Here is a 20,821-nt window from a genome sequence, read left to right as displayed (position 1 = left end):
TCGACCAATGGACACCTCTTCGTGCCGTTGTCGATGGTATCGAAGGGTCCCCTGTGAGTTTCAGGAAAGTGCCCGGTAGTTGCCGTTTCGTGACCTGCGGGGCCGTCGTAACGCTGTGAATCCGCCGGGTCGGGAGGCCTGCGGGCTTGCTAGGTTGGACGGGTGGCTGCCGCTCTGCACTCCCCGCAGGACGACTCGGACTCGGTCCGCGTCGTGGGCACGCTCGCGCCGCCGCCCCCCGTTCCCGCCACCCCCGCCGCCGAGGCCGCCGCGCAGCGTCCGGGTGGTCACGCAGACCCTGAAGAGGTACCGACCGTCGATGCTGCGACCGCGGATGCCGCGACCGTGAAAGACACCGCCGCGGCTGCGCCGCTGCCGCCCAAGCCCGACGTGCCCGCCGCCGTCGTGGCCGCGACGCTCACGACATCGTCTCGAGAGCCCGCCGCGCCCACGCCGCGCAAGCCCGCTTCGCCGAAGCCGCGGGCACCGCGTGCCAAGACGCCGCGGACCCCGTCCGCCCCGGCGTCGCCGGCGAAGACGTCCGCCGATACGGTCCCGCCCGCGCCTCCGGTCCCTCCCGTGCCGCCGCTGCCCACGGCGACGGCCGCGGAGTCCGCCTCGTCGACGGAGTCGGCCACGCCCGCCCCGGTCGCCAAGAAGCCCGCCGCGAAGAAGCGGCCCTCCCGCGCCAAGCGCCCGGCGGCACCCGCCGCTGTGGCAGCACCGATCGTCGTCGAGTCGGCTGTCGAGGCTGAGGCAGGGGCTGTCGAGGCTGAGGTCGTCGAGCCGGCGGTCGAGCCTAAGGCAGTGGCTGTCGAGGCAGAGGTCGTCGAGCCGACGGTCGTCGAGCCGGATGCCGTCGAAGCCGAGCCCGCTGCCGTCGAGCCGCCCGCTGTCGCCTCGGCGCCGAGCGAGCCTCCCGTGTTCGAGCCGGACGCTGTGGCATCCGTCGACACCGTGCCCGACACCGAAGCCGACCTCGCCGCCGTCGGATTCGACCTCGAGGAGCTCGAGGCCGCCGCGGCGTCCTCCGACGACGCGGTCGTCGCCGACCCGCAGGTCGAAGACCCCGCGGCCGACAGCGCCCCGGTCACCGACTCCCCGGTCACCGACGAGACGATCACCGACGAGCCGATCGTCGGCGAGCCGATCGACGACGACACGATCACCGACGAGCCGCTCGCCGGTGAGCCGGCGGACGACGCGCCGCTCGCGGCCGCCGCGATGACCTCCGACCTGCTCGACGAGCTGCCCGCCGTCGACCCCGACGACGCGCCCGCGGCCATCCGGGTGCGCGGTCTCGTCAAGACCTTCGGCGACGCCCTCGCCGTCGACGGCATCGACCTGTCGGTTCCCGCCGGCACGTTCTACGGCCTCGTCGGCCCCAACGGTGCCGGCAAGACCACGACGCTGTCGATGATCACCGGACTGCTGCGCGCCGACGCCGGCACGATCGAGGTGGGCGGGCGCGACCTGGCCGCCGACCCCGCCGGCGCCAAACGCCTGATGGGCGTGCTGCCCGATCGTCTGCGCACCTTCGACCGGCTCACCGGCCGTCAGCTGCTCCACTACTACGGCGTGCTGCGGGGGCTCCGTCCGGCCGTGGTCGAGAGCCGCACCGCCGACCTCGCACGCGCGTTCGACCTCGTCGACGCGCTCGGCCGCCCGGTGTCCGACTACTCCGCGGGTATGACGAAGAAGGTCATGCTCGCCGGCGCGATGATCCACTCGCCGCGGGTGCTCGTGCTCGATGAGCCGTTCGAGTCGGTCGACCCGGTCTCCAGCGCCGTCATCCTCGACATCCTCTCGGCCTACGTCGCCCACGGCGGCACCGTCATCCTCTCCAGCCACGGCATGGGCCTGGTCGAGCGGGTCTGCAGCGGCGTCGCGGTGATCGTGGCCGGCAAGGTGCTCGCGTCGGGCTCCGTCGACGAGGTGCGCGCGGGCCGCACGCTCGAGGAGCGCTTCCTCGAGCTCACCGGCGGCGCCGCCGACGTGGAGGGCCTCGAATGGCTGCACACGTTCTCCGGCTGAGGCTCGATCTCCTGCTCGGCTCGCTGCGCGGTGACGGTCGTCATCGCCTGCGCACCGCGCTGTCGCTGGTCGGACTGGTCGTGCTCGTCGCCGCTGCGGGGTGGGGCATCCTGCGGTTGCGCGGGGTGGCCTCCGAGACCGCCCTGACGGTGATGGTGGTCGCCGGCGCCGCCGTGGCGCTCGGCTTCCTCGTCGCGCCGCTCGTGGTGGGCGCCGACGACCTGCTCGATCCGCGGCGCTTCGGCGTGTTCGGGGCGGCGCCGCGCCCGCTGGCGTTCGCGCTGCTGCCGGCCGCCCTCATCAGCGTGCCCGTGCTCGCCCTGGCCGTCGGCGCCGTGTGCGCCGCGATCATGTGGACCGCCCAGGGCGTGCCCGTGGGCATTGCCGCGCTGTCGGCGGTGCTGGGGCTGATCACCTGCGTGCTGCTCAGCCGCGTGGCCTTCGCCGTTGCCGCCCTCGTGCTGCGCGAGCGTCGGTCCCGCGAGCTGACGGGACTCTTCCTCGTCGGCATCCTCGTCGTCGTCGTGCCGGTCGTCGTCTTCCTCGCCTCGCTGGAGTGGGGAGACGGGGTGCCCACCGCCCTCACGAGCGCCGTCGACGTGCTGGCGGTCACCCCGCTCGGTGCCGCCTGGGCCCTGCCCGGCGCGTTCCTCGGCGCGGGCGGCTCGTTCGCCCTCGAGCTGCTCGTGGCCCTCGCCACCGTCGCCGTGCTCGTGGCCGCGTGGGTGTGGCTCGTGCAGGTGCTGCTGACCACCACCGAGCGCCCCGCCGCCGCGCGCGGCCGCCGCGGCCTCGGCTGGTTCCTCGTCATGCCCGGCACCGCCACCGGCGTCATCGCCGCGCGCAGCCTCACCTACTGGCTGCGCGACCCGCGCTACCTCGTGAACATCGTGATCGTGCCGATCGCCGCCGTCGTCACGATGGTGCCGCTGCTGGTGGTCGGGGTGCCCCTGCCGGTCGCCGTGCTCGTGCCGGTGCCCGTGATGGCGCTGTTCTTCGGCTGGCTCGCGCACAACGACCTCGCCTACGACTCGACGGCGCTGTGGCTGCACGTGGCCAGCTCGGTGCGCGGCAGCGCCGACCGCGCCGGTCGCCTGGCGCCCGTGCTGCTGATCTCGATCCCCATGCTGGCTATCTCCATCCCCATCGTCATCTCAGTGCACGGCGCGTGGTCGCTGCTGCCGGCGATGGCGGGCGTCTGCGCGTCGCTGCTGCTCACCGGGCTCGGCCTCAGCTCCATCTCGTCGGCCGCGGCCCCCTATGCCGCCTCGCGCCCCGGCGACGGCGCCTTCCAGCAGCCGCAGCGCACCGGCGGGGGACTGGCACAGGGTGTCGTGCTCGTCGCCGCGATCGTGCTCAGCATCCCGACCCTGTGGGGCGGCTGGCTCGCCCTCGGCGGCGACGCGGATGCCTCGTGGGCGACGCTGTGGACCGGCTTGGGCGTCGGCATCGCGGTGCTCGTCGTCGGCATCCTCGTGGGCGGGGCCGTCTTCCGGCGCCGCTCGGGGCGGCTCATGGAGTTCGTCGAAGCGACCTGACCCGCCGTCCCCGGCCGCGGGTACACTCGAAGACCATGAGCACGCCGTTGGATGCCCCCGACCAAGGCGGGATCGCCACCCTCGACCGCGAGCTCGAGGAGCTCCTGCGCGAAGAGCAGATCGAACCGGGCGATCACGAGCGGTTCTCGCACTACGTGCGCAAGGAGAAGATCCTCGAGTCGGCGATCACCGGCAAGCCCGTGCGCGCGCTGTGCGGCAAGAAGTGGACCCCCGGGCGCGACCCGGAGAAGTTCCCGGTGTGCCCGTCGTGCAAGGAGATCTACGAATCCCTGATGGGCTGACGCCCACCACCGCGCCTTGCGCTCAGTCGCGGTCGACGAACACCGTCGGCAGCGCCGGGTCGCCCTTGCTGAGCGCAAGCGCCCGGATCGGCAGCTCCTCCCGCACCTGCGCGTGATGGCTGCGCGCGGCGGCCACGCCGGCCGCGCCCAGGAACGCGGCATCCGCCTCGCCAGCGACGATGAGCGGGGCCTGCAGTGCCCGGGCATCGGGGTGGGAGGCGGCCGTGTCGACCTCTTCGAAGCCGTCGGAGACCACGATCAGCTCGCTGGTGGCCGTGCCGCGCTCCAGGGTGCGGAATGCCGCCTTGCGCCCGCCGGTGGACGCCTTGTCGGCCGAGGCCTTCGCCACCGACACCCACGAGCCGGCGTCGTCCTGGCGGGCGACGAGCTTGTAGACCATGCCGGCCGTCGGGGTTCCCGACCCGGTGACGACCGATGTGCCCACCCCGTAGGCATCCACCGGTGAGGCCGCCAGCGCGGCGATCGCGTACTCGTCGAGGTCGCTGGTGACCGTGATGCGGGTCTCGCGGGCGCCGAGCGCGTCGAGCTGCTCGCGCACCGACGCGGCCACCGTGGGCAGGTCGCCCGAATCGATGCGCACGCCGCCGAGCCCGGTGCCGGCCACCCGCACCGCCGTCTCGACCCCGTGGGCGATGTCGTACGTGTCCACCAGCAGCGTCGTGCCGGTGCCGAGGGTCGCCACCTGGGCGCGGAAGGCGTCCTCCTCCGAGTCGTGCAGCAGCGTCCACGCGTGGGCCGCGGTGCCCATCGTCGGCACGCCCCAGGCCCGTCCGGCCTCGAGGTTGCTCGTGGCGGTGAAGCCCACGATGTGCGCGGCGCGGGCCGCGGCGACCGCCGACCGCTCGTGGGCGCGGCGCGAACCCATCTCCGACAGCGGCCGGTCGCCGGCGGCGATCGACATGCGCGCGGCGGCGGTGGCCACCGCCGAGTCGTGGTTCAGGATGCTGAGGGCCAGCGTCTCGAGGATCACGCCCTCGGCGAAGCTCGCCTCCACGGTGAGCACGGGGGAGCCGGGGAAGTAGAGCTCGCCCTCGCGGTAGCCGGTGACCGACCCCGTGAAGCGGTAGTCGGCGAGGAAGTCGAGCGTCGCGGCATCCACGACCTTCCCGTCGCGCAGGAAGCGCAGCTCGTCGTCGTCGAAGCGGAAGTCGGCGATCGCCTCCAGCAGCCGCCCGGTGCCGGCCACCACGCCGAAGCGGCGGCCGCCCGGCAGTCGCCGCCCGAACAGCTCGAACACGCAGCGACGCGATCCGGTGCCGTCGCGCAGCGAGGCCTCGAGCATCGTCAGCTCGTACCGGTCGGTGAGCAGAGCGGTCGACGGCTCGTGCCGATCTCGTGCGGGCGGGGTCGTGCGCTGGGCCATGCGGTCACCCTACCGGGAGCCTTCCGGGTGCTGCGGGTAGGCTGGACCGGTGAACGACGCGCCCATCGGCATCTTCGACTCCGGGGTGGGTGGTCTCACCGTCGCCCGGGCCGTGTCGCAGCTGCTGCCTCGAGAATCGGTGCTCTACATCGGCGACACCGCGCACTCGCCCTACGGGCCCAAGCCCATCGCCGACGTGCGCCGCTACGCCCTCGACGTGCTCGACACGCTCGTCGACGAGGGCGTGAAGATGCTCGTGATCGCCTGCAACACGGCATCCGCGGCCATGCTGCGCGACGCGCGCGAACGCTACGACGTGCCCGTCGTCGAGGTGATCGGACCGGCCGTGCGCACCGCCGTGTCGACCACCCGCTCCGGGCGCATCGGCGTGATCGGCACCGCCGGCACGATCGGCTCGGGCGTCTACCAGGACATGCTCGGCGTCGACGCGCGGCTGCAGGTGGTTGCCCAGGCCTGCCCGCGGTTCGTCGAGTTCGTCGAGGCGGGCGTCACCGACTCGACCGACGTGCTCGCCGTCGCCGAGGAGTACCTCGCGCCGCTGCGCCACGCCGGCGTCGACACGCTCGTGCTCGGCTGCACCCACTACCCGTTCCTCGAGGGCGCCATCAGCTACGTCATGGGCGAGGGCGTCTCGCTCGTCTCCAGCGACACCGAGACGGCCAAGGACGTCTACCGGCAACTCGTCTCGCGCGACCTGCTCGCCGGGCCGGATGCCGTCGCCACCCACGTCTACGAAGCCACCGGCGACTCCGCCGACGACTTCATCCACCTCGCGCAGCGGCTGATGGGCCGCGGCGTCGACTCCGTGCGTCTGGTGCAGACCGGCGCCATCGACCTCCCGAAGGGAATCGCATGACCGACATCACCCGTGCCGACGGCCGCGCCACCGACCAGCTGCGTCCGGTCGTCATCGAGCGCGGCTGGAGCGCCCACGCCGAAGGCTCGGCGCTCATCTCGTTCGGCGGGACGAAGGTGCTGTGCACCGCCTCGTTCACCGCGGGCGTGCCGCGCTGGCTCAACGGCAAGGGCAAGGGCTGGGTGACCGCCGAGTACGCGATGCTGCCCCGCGCCACCAACAGCCGCAACGACCGCGAGTCGATCAAGGGCAAGGTCGGCGGCCGCACGCACGAGATCTCGCGCCTCATCGGCCGCGCCCTGCGCGCCGTGGTCGACACCAAGGCGCTGGGTGAGAACACCATCGTCATCGACTGCGACGTGCTGCAGGCCGACGGCGGCACCCGCACCGCGGCGATCACCGGCGCCTACGTCGCCCTCGCCGACGCGATCGAGTGGGGTCGCGCCCGCGGCCACGTGCCCAAGAACGCGCAGGCGCTGATCGACTCGGTCGCCGCCGTCTCGGTGGGCATCATCGACGGCGAGCCGATGCTCGACCTCGCCTACGTCGAGGACGTGCGCGCCGAGACCGACATGAACATCGTGGTCACCGGCCGCGGCCTGTTCGTCGAGGTGCAGGGCACCGCCGAAGGCGCCCCGTTCGACAAGCGGGAGCTCGACGCCCTGCTCGAGCTCGGTGTCGCCGGCTGTGCCGACCTGCGCGACGCGCAGACCGCCGCCCTCGCCGCCTCCTGACCCGCCTTCCGACCCGTCTCCCGCGGGCGGGTCTTCCGGCCTCGCCCCGCGAAACTCCTCCAGAAAGGCGCCCATGACCCTCCGCATCGTGCTCGCGACCCACAATCCGCACAAAGTGGAGGAGTTCGGCGCCATCGTCGCGGCGACCCGCCCCGACATCGAGGTCATCGGCTACGACGGACCCGAGCCGGTCGAAGACGGCACCACCTTCGCCGATAACGCCCTGATCAAGGCGCGCACCGCGTGCGCTTACACCGGGCTGCCCGCCCTGGCCGACGACTCGGGAGTCTGCGTCGACGTGCTGGGCGGGTCGCCGGGCGTGTTCTCGGCCTACTGGGCCGGGCACCGCAAAGACGCCGTCGCCAACCTCGAGCTGCTGCTCGACCAGCTGAGCGACATCGCCGACCCGCACCGGTCGGCGCAGTTCGTCTCGTCGATCGCGCTCGTGCGCCCCGACGGGCGCGGCACGGTCGTCGAGGGCCGCTGGCCCGGGCGCCTCGCCCGCGAGGCCGCCGGGGTGGGCGGGTTCGGCTACGACCCGATCTTCATCCCCGACGGCCAGCCCGCCGGCGCCGAGCGCACCGTCGCGGAGTGGTCGGCCGAGGAGAAGAACACCCACTCGCACCGGGCGCGCGCGTTCACCGCGCTCGTGCCGCTGCTGGCCGAGCTGTGACCGGGGCCGACTGATACTCATTCCCGACTAGGCCGCCACGGCGCCGTGGGCGCCGGCGGCGCCCTAGCCTCGAGGTGTGCACGATCACGCGCCCACCGGCATCCGCGGCGCCGGCCACCGCCGGCTGCTCGCGATCTCGCTGACCCTCACCGCCACGGTGCTGGCGGTGCAGCTGGTCGGCGGCATCCTGTCGGGCTCGCTCGCGCTGCTGGCCGACGCCGCCCACATGTTCGCGGATGCCTCGGCGCTGGTCATCGCGCTGATCGCGGCGGCCGTGGCCGCCCGCCCTGCCGATGACCGCAACACTTACGGCTACCGCCGCGCCGAGGTCTTCGGCGCCCTGATCAACGCGATCATCCTCATCGTGCTCTCGGTGGGCATCGCCATCGAAGGCGTGCAGCGGCTGCTCGAGCCGGCAGCGGCCGACGTCGACGGCCCGCTCATGCTCGTGATCGCGGCGGTCGGTCTCGTTGCGAACGCCGTCTCCCTCTGGCTCCTGAGCGCCGCCCAGCGCACGAGCATCAACGTGCGCGGCGCCTACCTCGAGGTGATGGGCGACCTGCTGGGCTCGGCGCTCGTGATCATCGCGGCGATCGTCATCGCCACCACGGGCTGGCTTCCCGCCGATGCCCTGGCCTCGCTCGTGATCGCCGCGCTGATCGTGCCGCGCGCGCTCACGCTGCTGCGCGAAGTGTTCTCGGTGTTGGGGGAGACGGTGCCCCACGGCACCGACGTGCAGCAGATCCGCGCGCACCTGCTGGATGCCGACGGCGTCGCCGACGTGCACGACGTGCACGTGTGGCAGCTCACCCGCGGCGCCCCGGTGTTCACGGCGCACGTCGTCGTCAGCCCCGAGGTGCTCGCGCGGGGCGCGGGTCCGCTGCTGGCCGGGCTGCAGTCGTGCCTGGCCGAGCACTTCGACGTGGAGCACTCCACCATCCAGCTCGAACCCGCCGGTCACCGCGAGCACCACGCCCACGAGTGAGGCCCCTCACTCGGGGCGCACCTCGTCCGGCGACACGTCGGGACGAAGCCCCCGCCACCGCGCGTGGCGCAGCGACCCGCTCGGGGTCATCTCGGCGTACTCGACCTCGCCGACCATCTCGGGACGCAGCCACAGCGCGTCGGCGGCGTCGGCGCGGGGAACGCCGTGCAGCGGTGAGATGTCGGTGCGCAGCGGCGTGAGCGCGGCCTGCAGGCGCCGCAGCTCGGCGTCGGTGAATCCGGTGCCCACCCGCCCGACATAGCGCAGGCCGTCGGCGTCGGGGATGCCCAGCAGCAGCGAGCCGATCTCGCCGCTGCGGCCGCCGTGTCCGGGCCGGATGCCGCACACGACCACGTCCTGCGTGCGGGTGAGCTTGACCTTGAGCCAGTCGTCGCTGCGCTGCCCGGGCCGGTAGCGGGCGGCCGGGTTCTTGACCACGACGCCCTCCAGATCGAGGCTGCGCGCCGTGGCCAGCGCGTCGTCGACGTCGCCGGCGACCGGCGGCACGGTGATCGCCGGGATGGCGTCGACGGTGACCCGTTCCAGCAGTTCGCGCCGGTCCGCCAGCGGCAGGGACGTGGTGTCGGAGCCGTCGAGACTCAGCAGGTCGAAGAGGAACAGCGCGACCGGGGTGCGCTCGGCCTCGCGCGCGATGTCGCGCGGGCCGGTGAGGTGGATGCGCCCCTGCAGCAGCGGGAAGCTCGGCCGGCCGCGCCCGTCGAGGGCGACGATCTCGCCGTCGAAGACCGCCGGCGCCGCGCCGAGCCCGGGGTCGCCCCCGGTCAGCTCCGGGTAGCGGGCGGTGATGTCGGTGCCCGACCGTGCGCGCAGCGCGAGGTGCTCGCCGTCCCAGGAGGCGAGGGCGCGGATGCCGTCCCACTTGAACTCCACCCATGGCTCGCCCCACGCCGCCGCGCGCCCGCGGGCGAACACCGGGGTGGCCGTCGTCGCGAGCATCGGGTCGGGCGCGGCCGGGCCCGCCGGCGCCTCGGGAGCCGAGCCCGCCTCCGCCGCGTGCTCGACCGGTCGCGGTGCCGGCGCGGGGCGCGCCGCCGCGGCATCCGCTTTCATGCGATGCAGCAGCCACTGCGACTTCTCGCCGTCGCCCGAGGTGCGGATGAGGGCGAACCGACCGGTGCCGACCGGCCCGCCCGCGGCGCCGGTGAGGGTGAAGATGATCTCGTCGTCGCGCCACTTCTCGAGGGCGTAGGTGCCGGTGTCCCACACCGTCATCGCGCCGGCGCCGTACTCGCCGGCGGGGATGTCGCCGGCGAAGGTCAGATACTCCATCGGATGCGGTTCGGTCATGACGGCGAGGTGGTTGCGGGACGGATCGGCGGGGATGCCGCGCGGCACCGCCCAGCTGACGAGCACTCCCTCGCGCTCCAGCCGCAGGTCGTAGTGCAGCCGGCGCGCGTGGTGCTCCTGCACGACGAAGCGGGGGGCGGATGCCGTCGCCGACGGCCCCGGGGCGGTGGTGGCGGGCATCGGCTCGGGCGTGCGGTGCGCCGACCGCTTGGCGAGGTAGGGCTCGAGGGGCCCGGGTGTCGCGGGGGCGAGGGGCGCCAGCACGTCGCCGATGTCGTCGAGCCTGCGGAGCACCTCGTCGAAGGTCAGCTGGGTCAGGTGCGGGTCGTCGAGCTCGTCCCACGTGCGGGGCGCGGCGACCGTGGGCTCGGCGCGCCCGCGCAGCGAGTAGGGGGCGATGGTCGTCTTCGACCCGTTGTTCTGGCTCCAGTCGAGGAACACCTTGCCGCCGCGGGCGGACTTGGCCATCTGGCTGACGACGAGGTCGGGGTGGTCGGCCTCCAGCAGGCGGGCGAGCTCTTTGGCGAACGCCGAGATCTCGTCGCTCGTGCGCGCGCCGTCGAGGGGCGCGTAGAGGTGGATGCCCTTGCTGCCGCTGGTGACCGGATAGGCCGTCATCCCCACGCCCTCGAGCACCTCGCGGGCCCAGCGGGCCACCTGCGCGCACTCGGCGAGCCCGATGCCCGGGCCGGGATCGAGGTCGAGCACGAGGCGATCGGGGGTGCCCCGCGCGCCGTCGGGGGTGAAGCGCCACTGCGGCACGTGCAGTTCGAGGCTCGCCACCTGCGCGAGGTGGATGAGGGTGGGGAGGTCGCCCACCAGCGGATAGTCCTTGGCCCCGGTGGAGTGGGAGATGGGGAGGCGGCGGATCCACGCCGGCGCACCCCGCTCGAGGTCCTTGGCGAAGAAGGGTTCGTGGTCCACGCCCTCCGGCCAGCGTTTGCGGGTGACCGGACGGCCGGCGACGTGGGGGAGCAGGGCGGATGCGGCGCGCGAGTAGTAGTCGATGACCTCGCCCTTGGTGGTGCCGGTGGCGGGGTAGAGCACCTTGTCGAGGTTCGTCAGGCGCAGGCGCCGGCCCTCGACCCGCACCTCCACCGCGTCCGTCGCCATGTGCGCCAGAATACGGGGCACTACCGCGGGCGGGTGTGACCGGTGTGTACTGGTGTGATGAGAGCGATCTGGAAGGGCGCACTGACCTTCGGCCTCGTCAACGTGCCGGTGAAGGTCTATTCGGCCACCGAAGACCACGACGTGCCGCTGCATCAGGTGCACAACAAGGACGGCGGCCGCATCCGCTATCAGCGCATTTGCGAGATCGACGGCGAGGTCGTGCCGTACGCCGACATCGACAAGGCCTACGACGACGGCGAGCGCACCGTCGTGCTCACCTCCGACGATCTCGCCTCGCTCCCCTCGGAGCGCAGCCGCGAGATCGACGTGGTGGAGTTCGTGCCCAGCGACCAGGTGGATCTGCTCACCCTCGACAAGGCCTACTACCTCGAGCCCGACTCCGCGTCGCCGAAGGCGTACGTGCTGCTGCGGCAGACCCTCGAGCGCACCGACCGCACCGCGATCGTGCGCTTTTCGCTGCGCCAGAAGACGCGCCTGGCGGCGCTGCGGGTGCGCGGCGACGTGCTGGTGCTACAGACCCTGCTGTGGGCCGACGAGGTGCGGGAGGCCGCGTTCCCCAAGCTCGACGAGCCGGTGAAGGTGTCCGAGAAGGAGCTCGAGCTGTCGGCATCCCTCGTGGAGAGCTTCTCGAGCGACTTCGATCCGTCGCAGTTCGGCGACGAGTACCAGCAGGAGCTGCGCACGCTCATCGACGCGAAGCTCGAGAAGGGCGATGCGCTCGACACGTCCGAGACATTCGGCGAGAAGAGCGAGGGCGACACCGGCGGCGAGGTGATCGATCTGATGGCGGCGCTGCGCGAGAGCGTCGAGCGCTCTCGTGCCGCCCGCGGGGTGACCGACGACGCCCCGGCGAAGAAGACCGCGACGAAGACCGCGGCGAAAACCACGGCGAAGAAGGCCGCGACGGCCGACAAGCCCGCCAAGAAGGCGCCCGCCAAGAAGAAAGCCTCCTGACCCGAGGGGCAGGAGGCTCTTCGTCAGGCGCGCGGCGCGGGACCGCCCGGGTCGGTGCGGTGCGCGGTGTCGGAGCCGCCGAAGTCGGGCTCCTTGTCGAACACCTCGGGGGAGAGGGCCATGGCCTCGGCCTCGGCGTGGTCGACGACGTCGATGCCGGCCGCGGCATCCTTCTTGGCCTTGCGGCGCTCGGCGAAGTAGTGCCAGATCGTCACGAGGGCCGTGCCGCCCACGGCGACGAGCAGGATGACGTCGATGTAGTTGGTGACCAGGTCGGCGACCCACGGGATGTAGCCCACGAGGAAGCCGACGAAGGTGAGCCCGAAGCCCCAGACCATCGCGCCGATGAAGTTGTAGAGCGAGTAGCGGCGCCACGGCATGTGGCCCACGCCCGCGGCGACCGGTGCGAAGGTGCGCACGATCGGCACGAAGCGGGCGAGGATGACGGTGAGACCGCCGTAGCGCTCGAAGAAGGCGTTGGTGCGCTCGACGTTCTTGCGGCTGAACAGGCCCGATTCCTTGCGTTCGAACACCGCAGGGCCGCCCTTGTGGCCGATCAGATAGCCCACTTCACCGCCGACGAAGGCGGCGAGGGCGATCAGCAGCGAGACGACCCAGATGTTGACGCCGAAGATCTCGTTGGTGTGGGTGAGCAGGCCCGAGATGATCAGCAGCGTGTCGCCGGGCAGCAGGAACCCCACGAGCAGGCCGGTCTCGGCGAACACGATGAAGCAGACGACCAGCAGCGCCCACGGGCCTGCCGCCTCGATGATCGTGGTCGGATCCAGCCAGGGGATGAGGGCGATGGAGTGCACGGGGTTCCCGTCGGTCGATGGCGTGAGTCAGATCGTGCGGAAGGTGGGACTTGAACCCACACGCCCGAAGGCACAGGAACCTAAATCCTGCGTGTCTGCCGATTTCACCACTCCCGCGCGCGGATCAGTCTAGTCGTGGGCGTGTGCGGCACCTGGGAGCGCGGTGACGGATGCGGGCAGCACGCGGGGCGATCCGCCGAGGAACCAGTAGCCGGCCCCCACGACCGCGCCGCCGCCGACGAGGTTGCCGGCGCCGACGCATAGCAGGTTCACCGCCATGCCGCCCAGGGTGGCGTGCGGGTCGCCGGTGAACAGGCCGATGCTGTAGGTCGTCATGTTCGCCACGACGTGCTCGAAGCCCGACGAGATGAAGGCGAGAATGGCGGCGAAGATCAGCGCGATTTGCGCGATCTCGCTCTTGACGCGCGCGCACATCCAGATGGCGAGGCAGACCAGCACGTTGCAGAGGATGCCGCGCACGAACATCTCGGCGGGCGTCTCGTGCGCCTTCGCCGCGAGCATGTCGGCGATCATCGCCCCGGCCGGCGCGTTGGACTCGAGCACGCCGCTGACCACGACCAGGCCGGCGAAGACGACGGCGCCCAGCAGGTTGGCGACGAACGTGGCCGCCAGCACCAGCGCCCAGCGCCACCACGACACCACGCGCATGAGGGCGCCCTGGGTGAGGGTCATCATCGCGCTGGTGAGCAGGTCGCCGCCGGCGAAGACGACGATGGTGAGCGCGACGCCGAACACGAGGCCCGAGACGAGCTTGGCCATGCCGTCGCCGGCCGCGATGAGGGGCCCGGCCGTGCACACCATCAGCACGACGCCGACGCCGATGTAGGCGCCTGCGAACATCGCCGAGACGGTGAAGCGACCCACCGACTGCACCGCGGTGGCCTTGTGCACGGCGGCATCCTGCTGCAGGTCGAGCGTCTGGGCGATCGTGAGCATGCCCCCATGATCCTCTGTGGTCTGACCAGCGTGCCGGCGGCCGGGCTGTGCAAAAACACCGCCGCCTGGGCGCGGCGCGCTGTGGACAACTCGCTCCTGTGCGGCCGGGCTTTGTGAGGATGCCGGGCATGAGCCTCGCCGCCCCCGCAGCGCCCGGCACCGCCACCCGTGCGGTCGCCGAGCGTGTGCGCGATCGGCTGCGCAGCGAGCGCACCGATCCGGCGCGCGAGCCCGAGCGGGCAGCGCAGATCGCGCAGGCCGAGGTGCGCGCGCACAACGACGTCGCCCTCGCGCGCGGCCTCGACCTCATCGACGACGAGGCCGCCGCTGCGCACGAGGTGCTCGCGATGGTCGCCGGGTTCGGGCCGCTGCAGGCGCTGCTGGAAGACCCGGGCGTCGAGGAGATCTGGATCAACGCGCCCGACCGCATCTACGCGGCCCGCGCGGGCCGCAGCGAGCGGGTGCCGCTCGTGCTCACCGCGGCGGCGGTGCGCGACCTCGTCGAGCGGATGCTGCAGTCCACCGGCCGTCGCATCGACATGAGCATGCCGTTCGTCGACGCGTCGCTTCCCGACGGATCGCGCCTGCACGTGGTGATCCCCGACATCACCCGGCAGCACTGGGCGGTCAACATCCGCAAGTTCCTCACGACCCACCGCAGCCTCGACGACCTCGTCGCTGCGGGCTCGCTGCCGCCCGAGGTGGCGCGGCACCTGCGCACGCAGATGGCGCAGGGGCGCAGCGTGATCGTCTCGGGGGCCACCCACGCGGGCAAGACCACGCTGCTGTCGGCGCTCGTGGGCGCGTGTCCGCCCGAGCATCGCATCGTCACCGTCGAGGAGACGTTCGAGCTCGCGGTGCGCGCCCCCGACGTGGTCGCGCTGCAGTGCCGGCAGCCGTCGCTCGAGGGCGCCGGCGAGGTGACGATGCGCCGCCTCGTGAAAGAGGCGCTGCGCATGCGGCCCGACCGCATCGTCGTCGGCGAGGTGCGCGACGCCGAAGCGCTCGATCTGCTGCTGGCGCTCAACACGGGCGTGCCGGGGGCGGCCACCGTGCACGCCAACTCCGCGACCGAGGCGCTGCGCAAGCTCGCCGCGCTGCCGCTGCTGGCGGGCCGCAACATCGACGCGGCGTTCATCCTGCCCGCCGTCGCTGGCGCTGTGCACACCGTCGTGCACTGCGAGCGGTCGCCGCGCGGCCGGCGCTATGTCGCCGAGATCGTCGAGACCACCGGCGCGGTGGTCGCCGGGGCCGTCGAGGTGCGCAGCGTCTACCGGGCGGATGCCGCATGATCGTCGTGCTGGGGGTGCTGCTCGCCGCGGGCGTGCTGCTGACGGCCGCCCCGTGGCTGTGGCCGGCGGGCATGGGCGTCCGCGACGGTGCGCCGACCGGGCGCGCCCGCCGGCTCCTGGACGCCGCCGGCTACGCACACGCCCCGACGGCGCGCATCGGCGTGATCGCGGCCGGCTGCGCGGTGGCGGCTGCGGCCCTGGCCTGGCTGGTGACGGCGCTGCCGACGCTCGCGCTCCTGGCAGCTCTCACCGGCGGCTGGGCGCCGTGGGCCTACCTGCGCGCCCGCGCCCGGCGCCTGCAGCGCGCCCGCCGACTGCTGTGGCCGGGAGTGTGCGACCTGCTCGTGTCGGGCGTGCGCTCCGGGGTCGCCCTCCCCGAAGCGGTCGCCGCCCTCGCCGACACCGGACCGGCCGCGCTGCGCCCCGCGTTCGCCGGCTTCGCGGCGGACGTCGCCGCGTCGGGGCATTTCGACTCCAGCATCCTGCGGCTCAAGGCGGTGCTCGGCGATCCGGTCGGCGACCGCATCGTCGAGACCCTGCGGATGGCGCGCCAGGTGGGCGGGAGCGAGCTGACCACGGTGCTGCGCTCGCTCTCGTCGTCGGTGCGCGCCGAGGCGGCGCTGCGGGCGGAGGTCGAGGCGCGGCAGTCGTGGATCCGCGGGGCGGCGGTGCTCGGCGTGGTCGCGCCGTGGGCGATCGTGGCCCTGCTGGCGACAAGGCCCGAGGGCGCCACGGCGTACGCGAGCCCGGCGGGCGTCCTTCTCATGCTCATCGGCGCCGGCGTCTCGGTCGTCGCCTACCGGCTGATGATGCGCCTCGGCCGGCTGCCCGAACCTCAGCGGTGGTTCGCATGAACGCCCTCACCCACCTGGCTTACGCGGTCGTGCTGGGCGGCGGGGTGGCCGCCGGCCTGCTGCTGGTGGCCACGCGGGTGCCGCGCTGGGCGGCGCCGACCCTCTCGCGGCGGCTCGCCCCCTACCTGCGCGACATCATCGACCCCCGCGGCCTCACACCCGTGGCCGCCGTGCCCGCTGTCGCGTGGCGGCGGCGCCGCGACGCGCTGCTGGCGCGGCTGGGCGGGGCCGATGCCCTCGGAACGCGGCTGCGGCAGGCAGGGTGGAGCATCGACGCGGTCGGCTTCCGCGGCCGGCAGCTCGCCTGGGCGGGCGCGGGGGTGGCCCTCGGCGGCGCCGTGGTCGTCGTGTGGGGCGTCACGGGACGGGCGACGCCGGTCGCCGGCATCCTCCCGGTCGTGGCCGGCGCTCTGGGCGCGGTGCTCTGCGACATGCACCTGACCGCCGCGCTGCGCCGGCGGCAGCGACGCGTGCACGAAGAACTCCCGACCGTGCTGGAGTTCCTGGCTCTGTGCCTGGCGGCGGGGGAGAGTCTTCGCGACGCGCTCGCGCGGGTGGGAGAAGTGGGCACGGGGGTGCTTCCCGACGAGCTGCGCCGGGCGGTGCTGGCCAGCGGCACCGGCTCGAACCTCGCCGACGCGTTGCAGGAGATGGCGACGGGCATCGGGCTGCCGGCACTGTCGCGCGCGACCGATCACGTGGTGGCCGCGCTCGACCGGGGCGCGCCGCTCGCGCAGGTGCTGCACGATCAGGCGACCGACGCCCGGGAAGACGCCAAGCGGTCGCTCATCGAACAGGCGGGGCGCAAAGAGATCGTCATGCTGCTGCCGCTCGTGTTCTTGATCCTGCCGCTGTCGGTCGTCTTCGCGGTGTTCCCCGGCGTGGTCATGCTGCGGCTCGGGCTCGGATAGGTCATCTCACTCACGGCGCGGTCGCGCCGAACGGAAGGAGCGGTTCATGGACGGAACGTGGCGGAGCAGACTCGGGGCGCGGCAGCGCCTGCGGCTGATCGACGACGAACGTGGCGACGTGCCGGGATGGGTGCTGGTCACGCTGATGACGGCGGGACTCGTCATCGCGATCTGGGCCCTGGCCGGGCCCGCGCTGGCCGATCTGTTCGAGCAGGCGATCTCGCGCGTCTCGGCATTCTGAGCGTCGGCCACCGGATCGAGGACCGCGGATGCCGAGGAGTCGACGACCGCAGGGCGCTGCCGAAGACGCGGGGTCGAGCACCGTGGAGTTCGTGCTCGTGGGGTCGATGTTGACGATCCTCACCCTCGCCGTGCTGCAGTTCGCGCTGGCGGTGTACGTGCGCAACGTCGTGCACGACGCCGCCGTCGACGGCGCCTACCACGCGGCCCTCGCCGACGTCTCACTCGAGGAGGGCGCCGCGCGCACGCGGCAGATCATCGAGCGAACGGTCGGGGCGGGCTTCGTCGCCGAGGTGGCCATCGCGGATGCCGGGGCGCCCGGCGCTGCGACGATCGAGGTGACGGTCACGGCGACCCTGCCGCTGGTCGGCCTACTGGGTGCCCCGCGCGGCTGGGAGGTGAGCGCCCATGCGCCGGCCGAGAGCTTCGACTGACCGGGCGGCGCCCGCAGACGCCGAGACGGGGTCGGCCGCGATCGAGTTCATCTTCGCCGGGCTCGTGCTGCTCGTGCCGATCGTCTACCTGATCGTCGCGCTCGGCACGATCCAGGGGCAGGCGATGGGCACGCAGGCCGCCGCCCGCCAGCTGGCGCGCACCATCGCGACCGCGCCCGACCCCGGCGACGCCGACGGCCGTGCCGAGCGGGTGGTCGCGGCGATCGCCGACGAGTACGGCATGGCGCCGGCCGACCTGCGGGTGCGGATCGGGTGCGCGCCCGCCGGGGCGGCGTGCCCGTCGGCGGGGGCGACGCTGCGGGTGACGGTGTCGACCCGTGTCGCGCTGCCGCTCGTGCCGCCCGTGCTCGGGCTCGACGACCTGGTCGCGGTGCCCGTCGAGGCATCCGCGGTGCAGAAGGTCTCGCGCTACCCGGTGAGCCCATGAGCACCGCGCCCCGACCACGCGCCGGCGCCGCGGACGACGAGGGCAGCGTGCTGCTGCTCACGATCGGCTACGCCGTGCTCGCGCTGGTGCTCGTGCTCGTCTGCGTCGACGCGACCAGCCTCTACCTGCAGCAGAAGCGCGCGGATGCCGTCGCCGACGCCGCCGCCCTCGCCGGGGCCGACGGCTTCGAGCTGCGCGTCGACGGCGGGGTGCCGGTCGCCCGGCTCACCGATGCCGACGTGCGCGCGCAGGCCGAGCAGATGGTGGCCGCCGACGGCGCTGCGGTCGTCATCGCCGCAGACACGCCCGACGGCGTCTCGGCGCGGGTCACCGTCGAGACGGTGTGGCACCCGCCGGTGCTGACCCTGTTCGTGCCCGAGGGACTCACCCTGCAGGCCACGGCCACCAGCCGCACCGCCTTGCGCTGACGAGCGACGGCGCGGAGACCCGGCCCCGACCGGTGGTTCCGCCCGGGCGACGCGGCCGCAGCCCGCTACGCGCCGCCGCGGGCGCGCGGCACGAACCGCGGCACCCAGCGCAGGAACGCCCCGGCGCCGAGCAGCCCCACCACGCCCATGGCAGCCGTCGCGATCGACAGCGAGAACAGCGCCGCGATGCCCGAGACCAGCAGCGGGGCGACCGCCCCACCGGCATCCGACAGCGTGCGCCACGACCCGAGGAACGCGGCCGGCTCGGACTGCGGTGCCACGTCGGCGCCCAGGGTCAACAGGATGCCGCTCGACAGGCCGTTGCCCACCCCCAGCACGGCGGCGAACATCGCGAACCACATCGCCGCCTGGTCGAGGTCGTGGGTGAGCGCCAGCGCGAGGAAGCCGGTGCCCATGAGCACCATCGCCGGCAGCGCCGCCCACAGCCGCCCGAAGCGGTCCATCACCTGTCCGCTGGCATAGAACAGGGCGAAGTCGATCGCCCCCGAGATGCCCACCACCAGGGCGATCGTCTGCGCGTCGAGGCCGATCGACACGCCCCACAGCGGCAGCACCACCTGGCGCGCCGAGCGCACGGCCGACAATGACGCCGCCGCCAGGCCCAGCCGCGACAGCACGGCGCGGTTGCGCCACATCGTGCGCACCACCCCGGTGGGGGCGTGGGTGCCGATGGGGCCGGTCACCGCCTCGCCGGTGTCTTCGCCCAGCGCCTCGTCGGCGGTGCGGGCGTCGATGCGCGTCTCGGGGTCGGGCCCCAGCAGCACGAGGGCGACGGTGGCCACCAGGCACGCCCCGAAGAACCACACCGCGGCGTGCTCGTCGCCGAACAGCGCGAGCAGCCCGGCGGCGATGAACGGGCCCACGAACATGCCCAGGCGGAACGACCCGCCCAGCAGCGACAGCGCCCGCGCGCGGAACGCCAGCGGCACGCGGGTGGTCATGAACGAGTGCCGCGCCAGCCCGAACGCCGCCGCGCAGAACCCGATCAGCAGCACGGATGCCGCCAGCACCGGCAGGCTGGGCGCCACGAGCAGCCCCACCACCCCCGCGAAGGCGATCACCGCACCGAGCGCCATCGTCGCGCGTTCGCCGATGCGGGCCACCGCCCACCCGGCCGGGATGTTGCCGCACAGCTGGCCGACGACGAGGGCCGAGGCCACGAGCGCCGCCATCGGCACATCGGCGCCGAGCTCGGAGGCGATCACCGGGATGAGGGGGATCACCGCGCCCTCACCGAGGCCGAACAGCACCGTCGGACCGTAGATCATGGGGGCCAGACGCCACAGCATCCGCCGGATCGGTTCGGGGGAGTCGGTGCCAGCCACCCGTTCCACGTTAGTCTGGACTGTCATGCTCGAATTCGATCCGTCTGCCGACATCCAGGCCCTGCGTTCCACGTTCGCCGACATCAAGGCCGTGGTCGACGTCGAGGCGCTCACCGCCGATATCGCCCGGCTCTCCGAAGAGGCCGGCGCCCCCGACCTGTGGGACGACGTCGAGAAGGCCCAGAAGGTGACGAGCGCGCTCAGCCACCGCCAGGCCGACCTCAAGCGCATCACCGAGATCGAGCAGCGGCTCGACGACCTCGACGTGCTCGTCGAGCTCGCCAACGAGATGGAGGACGAGGACTCGGTCGAGGAGGCCAAGCGCGAGCTGGCCGACCTCGACAAGGCCATCGGCCAGCTCGAGGTGCAGACCCTGCTCGACGGCGAGTACGACTCCCGCTCGGCGGTCGTCACGATCCGCTCCGGCGCGGGCGGCGACGACGCCACCGACTTCGCCGAGATGCTCATGCGCATGTACCTGCGCTGGGCCGAGCGTCACAAGTACCCCGTCAAGGTGATGGACACCTCCTATGCCGAAGGCGCCGGCATCAAGTCGGCCACCTTCGAGGTCGACGCGCCCTATGCCTACGGCACGCTGTCGGTCGAGGCCGGCACCCACCGCCTGGCGCGCATCAGCCCGTTCGGCGGTGCCGACAAGCGTCAGACGAGCTTCGCCGCCGTCGAGGTCATCCCGGTGATGGAAGAGGCCCAAGAGGTGGATGTGCCCGAGGGCGACATCCGCGTCGACGTTTTCCGTTCGTCGGGCCCCGGCGGCCAGTCGGTCAACACCACCGACTCCGCCGTGCGCATCACGCACCTCCCGACCGGCATCGTCGTGTCGATGCAGAACGAGAAGTCGCAGATCCAGAACCGCGCCGCGGCCATGCGCGTGCTGCAGACCCGCCTGATGCTGCTGCAGAAGGAAGAGGAAGCGGCGAAGAAGAAGGAGCTCGCCGGTGTGATCACCGCGAGCTGGGGCGACCAGATGCGCTCCTACTTCCTCTACGGCCAGCAGCTGGTCAAGGACCTGCGCACCGGACAGGAGTCGGGCAACCCCGCCACCGTGTTCGACGGCGATCTCGACGCGTTCATTGCCGCCGGCATCCGGTGGCGCAAGCGCAAAGACGAGGACTGAGTGTCGCTGGGCTGATCGCCCACCGACAGACGTAGGCT

At 72.9% G+C, this 20,821-nt stretch carries 21 protein-coding genes and 1 tRNA gene; 16 read left to right on the top strand and 6 right to left on the bottom strand.

The features are described from left to right. Positions 1-162: 162 nt before the first annotated feature. From N3K63_RS15185 to N3K63_RS08975, 3 genes are read left to right on the top strand one after another with little or no spacing between them, the layout of a single operon-like run. Positions 163-2,034: an ATP-binding cassette domain-containing protein gene (locus N3K63_RS15185; RefSeq protein ID WP_315943086.1), complete on the top strand. Its 1,872-nt coding sequence runs from the start codon at positions 163-165 to the stop codon at positions 2,032-2,034. Next, complete coding sequence (locus N3K63_RS08980; RefSeq protein ID WP_261579806.1) at positions 2,010-3,572, top strand: hypothetical protein; 1,563 nt, start codon at positions 2,010-2,012, stop codon at positions 3,570-3,572. The genes N3K63_RS15185 and N3K63_RS08980 overlap by 25 nt, the downstream gene beginning before the upstream one ends. Positions 3,573-3,607: 35 nt before the next feature. Beyond that, a complete protein-coding gene (locus tag N3K63_RS08975) occupies positions 3,608-3,874 on the top strand; it encodes a DUF3039 domain-containing protein (RefSeq protein ID WP_261579805.1) in 267 nt (88 codons plus the stop codon). A 22-nt stretch (positions 3,875-3,896) separates the two neighbouring features. Here N3K63_RS08975 and N3K63_RS08970 read toward each other — a convergent pair whose 3' ends face one another. After that, on the bottom strand, positions 3,897-5,258 hold the full coding sequence (locus tag N3K63_RS08970; RefSeq protein WP_261579804.1) for a nicotinate phosphoribosyltransferase: 1,362 nt from the start codon (positions 5,256-5,258) through the stop codon (positions 3,897-3,899). 49 nt (positions 5,259-5,307) lie between these two features. Here N3K63_RS08970 and murI point away from each other — a divergent pair, with 49 nt between their 5' ends. The 4 genes from murI (at position 5,308) to N3K63_RS08950 (ending at position 8,527) form a co-directional block, all read left to right on the top strand. Next, positions 5,308-6,135 carry a glutamate racemase gene (gene murI / locus N3K63_RS08965; protein WP_261579803.1) on the top strand — a complete coding sequence of 276 codons (828 nt, stop codon included), beginning with the start codon at positions 5,308-5,310 and terminating at the stop codon, positions 6,133-6,135. Next, the gene (gene rph / locus N3K63_RS08960; protein WP_261579802.1) at positions 6,132-6,869 is read left to right on the top strand and encodes a ribonuclease PH; all 738 of its coding nucleotides are present in this window, start codon (positions 6,132-6,134) and stop codon (positions 6,867-6,869) included. Before murI ends, rph begins: the two co-directional genes overlap by 4 nt. Before the next feature lie 73 nt (positions 6,870-6,942). Continuing rightward, positions 6,943-7,542 carry an RdgB/HAM1 family non-canonical purine NTP pyrophosphatase gene (gene rdgB / locus N3K63_RS08955; RefSeq protein WP_261579801.1) on the top strand — a complete coding sequence of 200 codons (600 nt, stop codon included), beginning with the start codon at positions 6,943-6,945 and terminating at the stop codon, positions 7,540-7,542. A gap of 76 nt (positions 7,543-7,618) precedes the next feature. Continuing rightward, positions 7,619-8,527, top strand: coding sequence for a cation diffusion facilitator family transporter (locus tag N3K63_RS08950; protein WP_261579800.1), 909 nt, complete (start codon positions 7,619-7,621; stop codon positions 8,525-8,527). Between the two features lie 6 nt (positions 8,528-8,533). On the opposite strand, the gene N3K63_RS08945 is transcribed toward N3K63_RS08950, so the two are convergent. Further along, positions 8,534-10,948 carry an ATP-dependent DNA ligase gene (locus N3K63_RS08945; protein ID WP_261579799.1) on the bottom strand — a complete coding sequence of 805 codons (2,415 nt, stop codon included), beginning with the start codon at positions 10,946-10,948 and terminating at the stop codon, positions 8,534-8,536. Between the two features lie 57 nt (positions 10,949-11,005). On the opposite strand from N3K63_RS08945, the gene ku reads away from it, so the two are divergent. Then, the gene (gene ku / locus N3K63_RS08940; RefSeq protein WP_261579798.1) at positions 11,006-11,923 is read left to right on the top strand and encodes a non-homologous end joining protein Ku; all 918 of its coding nucleotides are present in this window, start codon (positions 11,006-11,008) and stop codon (positions 11,921-11,923) included. A gap of 23 nt (positions 11,924-11,946) precedes the next feature. Here the strand turns inward: ku and N3K63_RS08935 are convergent, their stop codons facing one another. The 3 genes from N3K63_RS08935 to N3K63_RS08925 all read right to left on the bottom strand — a co-directional run bounded on the left by N3K63_RS08935 (position 11,947) and on the right by N3K63_RS08925 (position 13,695). Beyond that, positions 11,947-12,738, bottom strand: a complete 792-nt coding sequence (locus N3K63_RS08935; protein WP_261579797.1) for a DedA family protein — start codon at positions 12,736-12,738, stop codon at positions 11,947-11,949. A gap of 35 nt (positions 12,739-12,773) precedes the next feature. After that, positions 12,774-12,855: transfer RNA gene (locus N3K63_RS08930), tRNA-Leu, on the bottom strand. Positions 12,856-12,867: 12 nt separating this feature from the next. Further along, entirely contained in the window at positions 12,868-13,695 is an 828-nt protein-coding gene (locus N3K63_RS08925) for a formate/nitrite transporter family protein (protein ID WP_261579796.1), read from the bottom strand. Positions 13,696-13,823: 128 nt separating this feature from the next. Between N3K63_RS08925 and N3K63_RS08920 the strand changes: the two genes are divergently transcribed. Genes N3K63_RS08920 through N3K63_RS08890 form a run of 7 tightly spaced genes read left to right on the top strand, consistent with a single transcriptional unit; the run spans position 13,824 to position 18,302 of the window. Beyond that, positions 13,824-14,987, top strand: coding sequence for a CpaF family protein (locus tag N3K63_RS08920; RefSeq protein WP_261579795.1), 1,164 nt, complete (start codon positions 13,824-13,826; stop codon positions 14,985-14,987). After that, positions 14,984-15,841, top strand: coding sequence for a type II secretion system F family protein (locus N3K63_RS08915; RefSeq protein ID WP_261579794.1), 858 nt, complete (start codon positions 14,984-14,986; stop codon positions 15,839-15,841). The genes N3K63_RS08920 and N3K63_RS08915 overlap by 4 nt, the downstream gene beginning before the upstream one ends. After that, entirely contained in the window at positions 15,838-16,752 is a 915-nt protein-coding gene (locus N3K63_RS08910) for a type II secretion system F family protein (protein ID WP_261579793.1), read from the top strand. The genes N3K63_RS08915 and N3K63_RS08910 overlap by 4 nt, the downstream gene beginning before the upstream one ends. Positions 16,753-16,798: 46 nt before the next feature. Further along, on the top strand, positions 16,799-16,993 hold the full coding sequence (locus N3K63_RS08905) for a hypothetical protein (RefSeq protein WP_261579792.1): 195 nt from the start codon (positions 16,799-16,801) through the stop codon (positions 16,991-16,993). Between the two features lie 28 nt (positions 16,994-17,021). Then, entirely contained in the window at positions 17,022-17,426 is a 405-nt protein-coding gene (locus tag N3K63_RS08900) for a TadE family protein (RefSeq protein WP_261579791.1), read from the top strand. Then, entirely contained in the window at positions 17,401-17,874 is a 474-nt protein-coding gene (locus tag N3K63_RS08895; protein ID WP_261579790.1) for a TadE/TadG family type IV pilus assembly protein, read from the top strand. Before N3K63_RS08900 ends, N3K63_RS08895 begins: the two co-directional genes overlap by 26 nt. Further along, positions 17,871-18,302, top strand: a complete 432-nt coding sequence (locus tag N3K63_RS08890; protein ID WP_261579789.1) for a pilus assembly protein TadG-related protein — start codon at positions 17,871-17,873, stop codon at positions 18,300-18,302. The genes N3K63_RS08895 and N3K63_RS08890 overlap by 4 nt, the downstream gene beginning before the upstream one ends. Positions 18,303-18,367: 65 nt before the next feature. Here N3K63_RS08890 and N3K63_RS08885 read toward each other — a convergent pair whose 3' ends face one another. Continuing rightward, on the bottom strand, positions 18,368-19,612 hold the full coding sequence (locus N3K63_RS08885; RefSeq protein ID WP_261580077.1) for an MFS transporter: 1,245 nt from the start codon (positions 19,610-19,612) through the stop codon (positions 18,368-18,370). 61 nt (positions 19,613-19,673) lie between these two features. On the opposite strand from N3K63_RS08885, the gene prfB reads away from it, so the two are divergent. Beyond that, a complete protein-coding gene (prfB, locus tag N3K63_RS08880) occupies positions 19,674-20,783 on the top strand; it encodes a peptide chain release factor 2 (RefSeq protein WP_261579788.1) in 1,110 nt (369 codons plus the stop codon). Positions 20,784-20,821: the final 38 nt, after the last annotated feature.

It is taken from the genome of Microbacterium festucae, from assembly GCF_025421715.1.
GTDB classification, from domain to species: Bacteria; Actinomycetota; Actinomycetes; order Actinomycetales; family Microbacteriaceae; genus Microbacterium; species Microbacterium festucae.
This window is presented reverse-complemented; position numbering and strand designations above follow the sequence as displayed.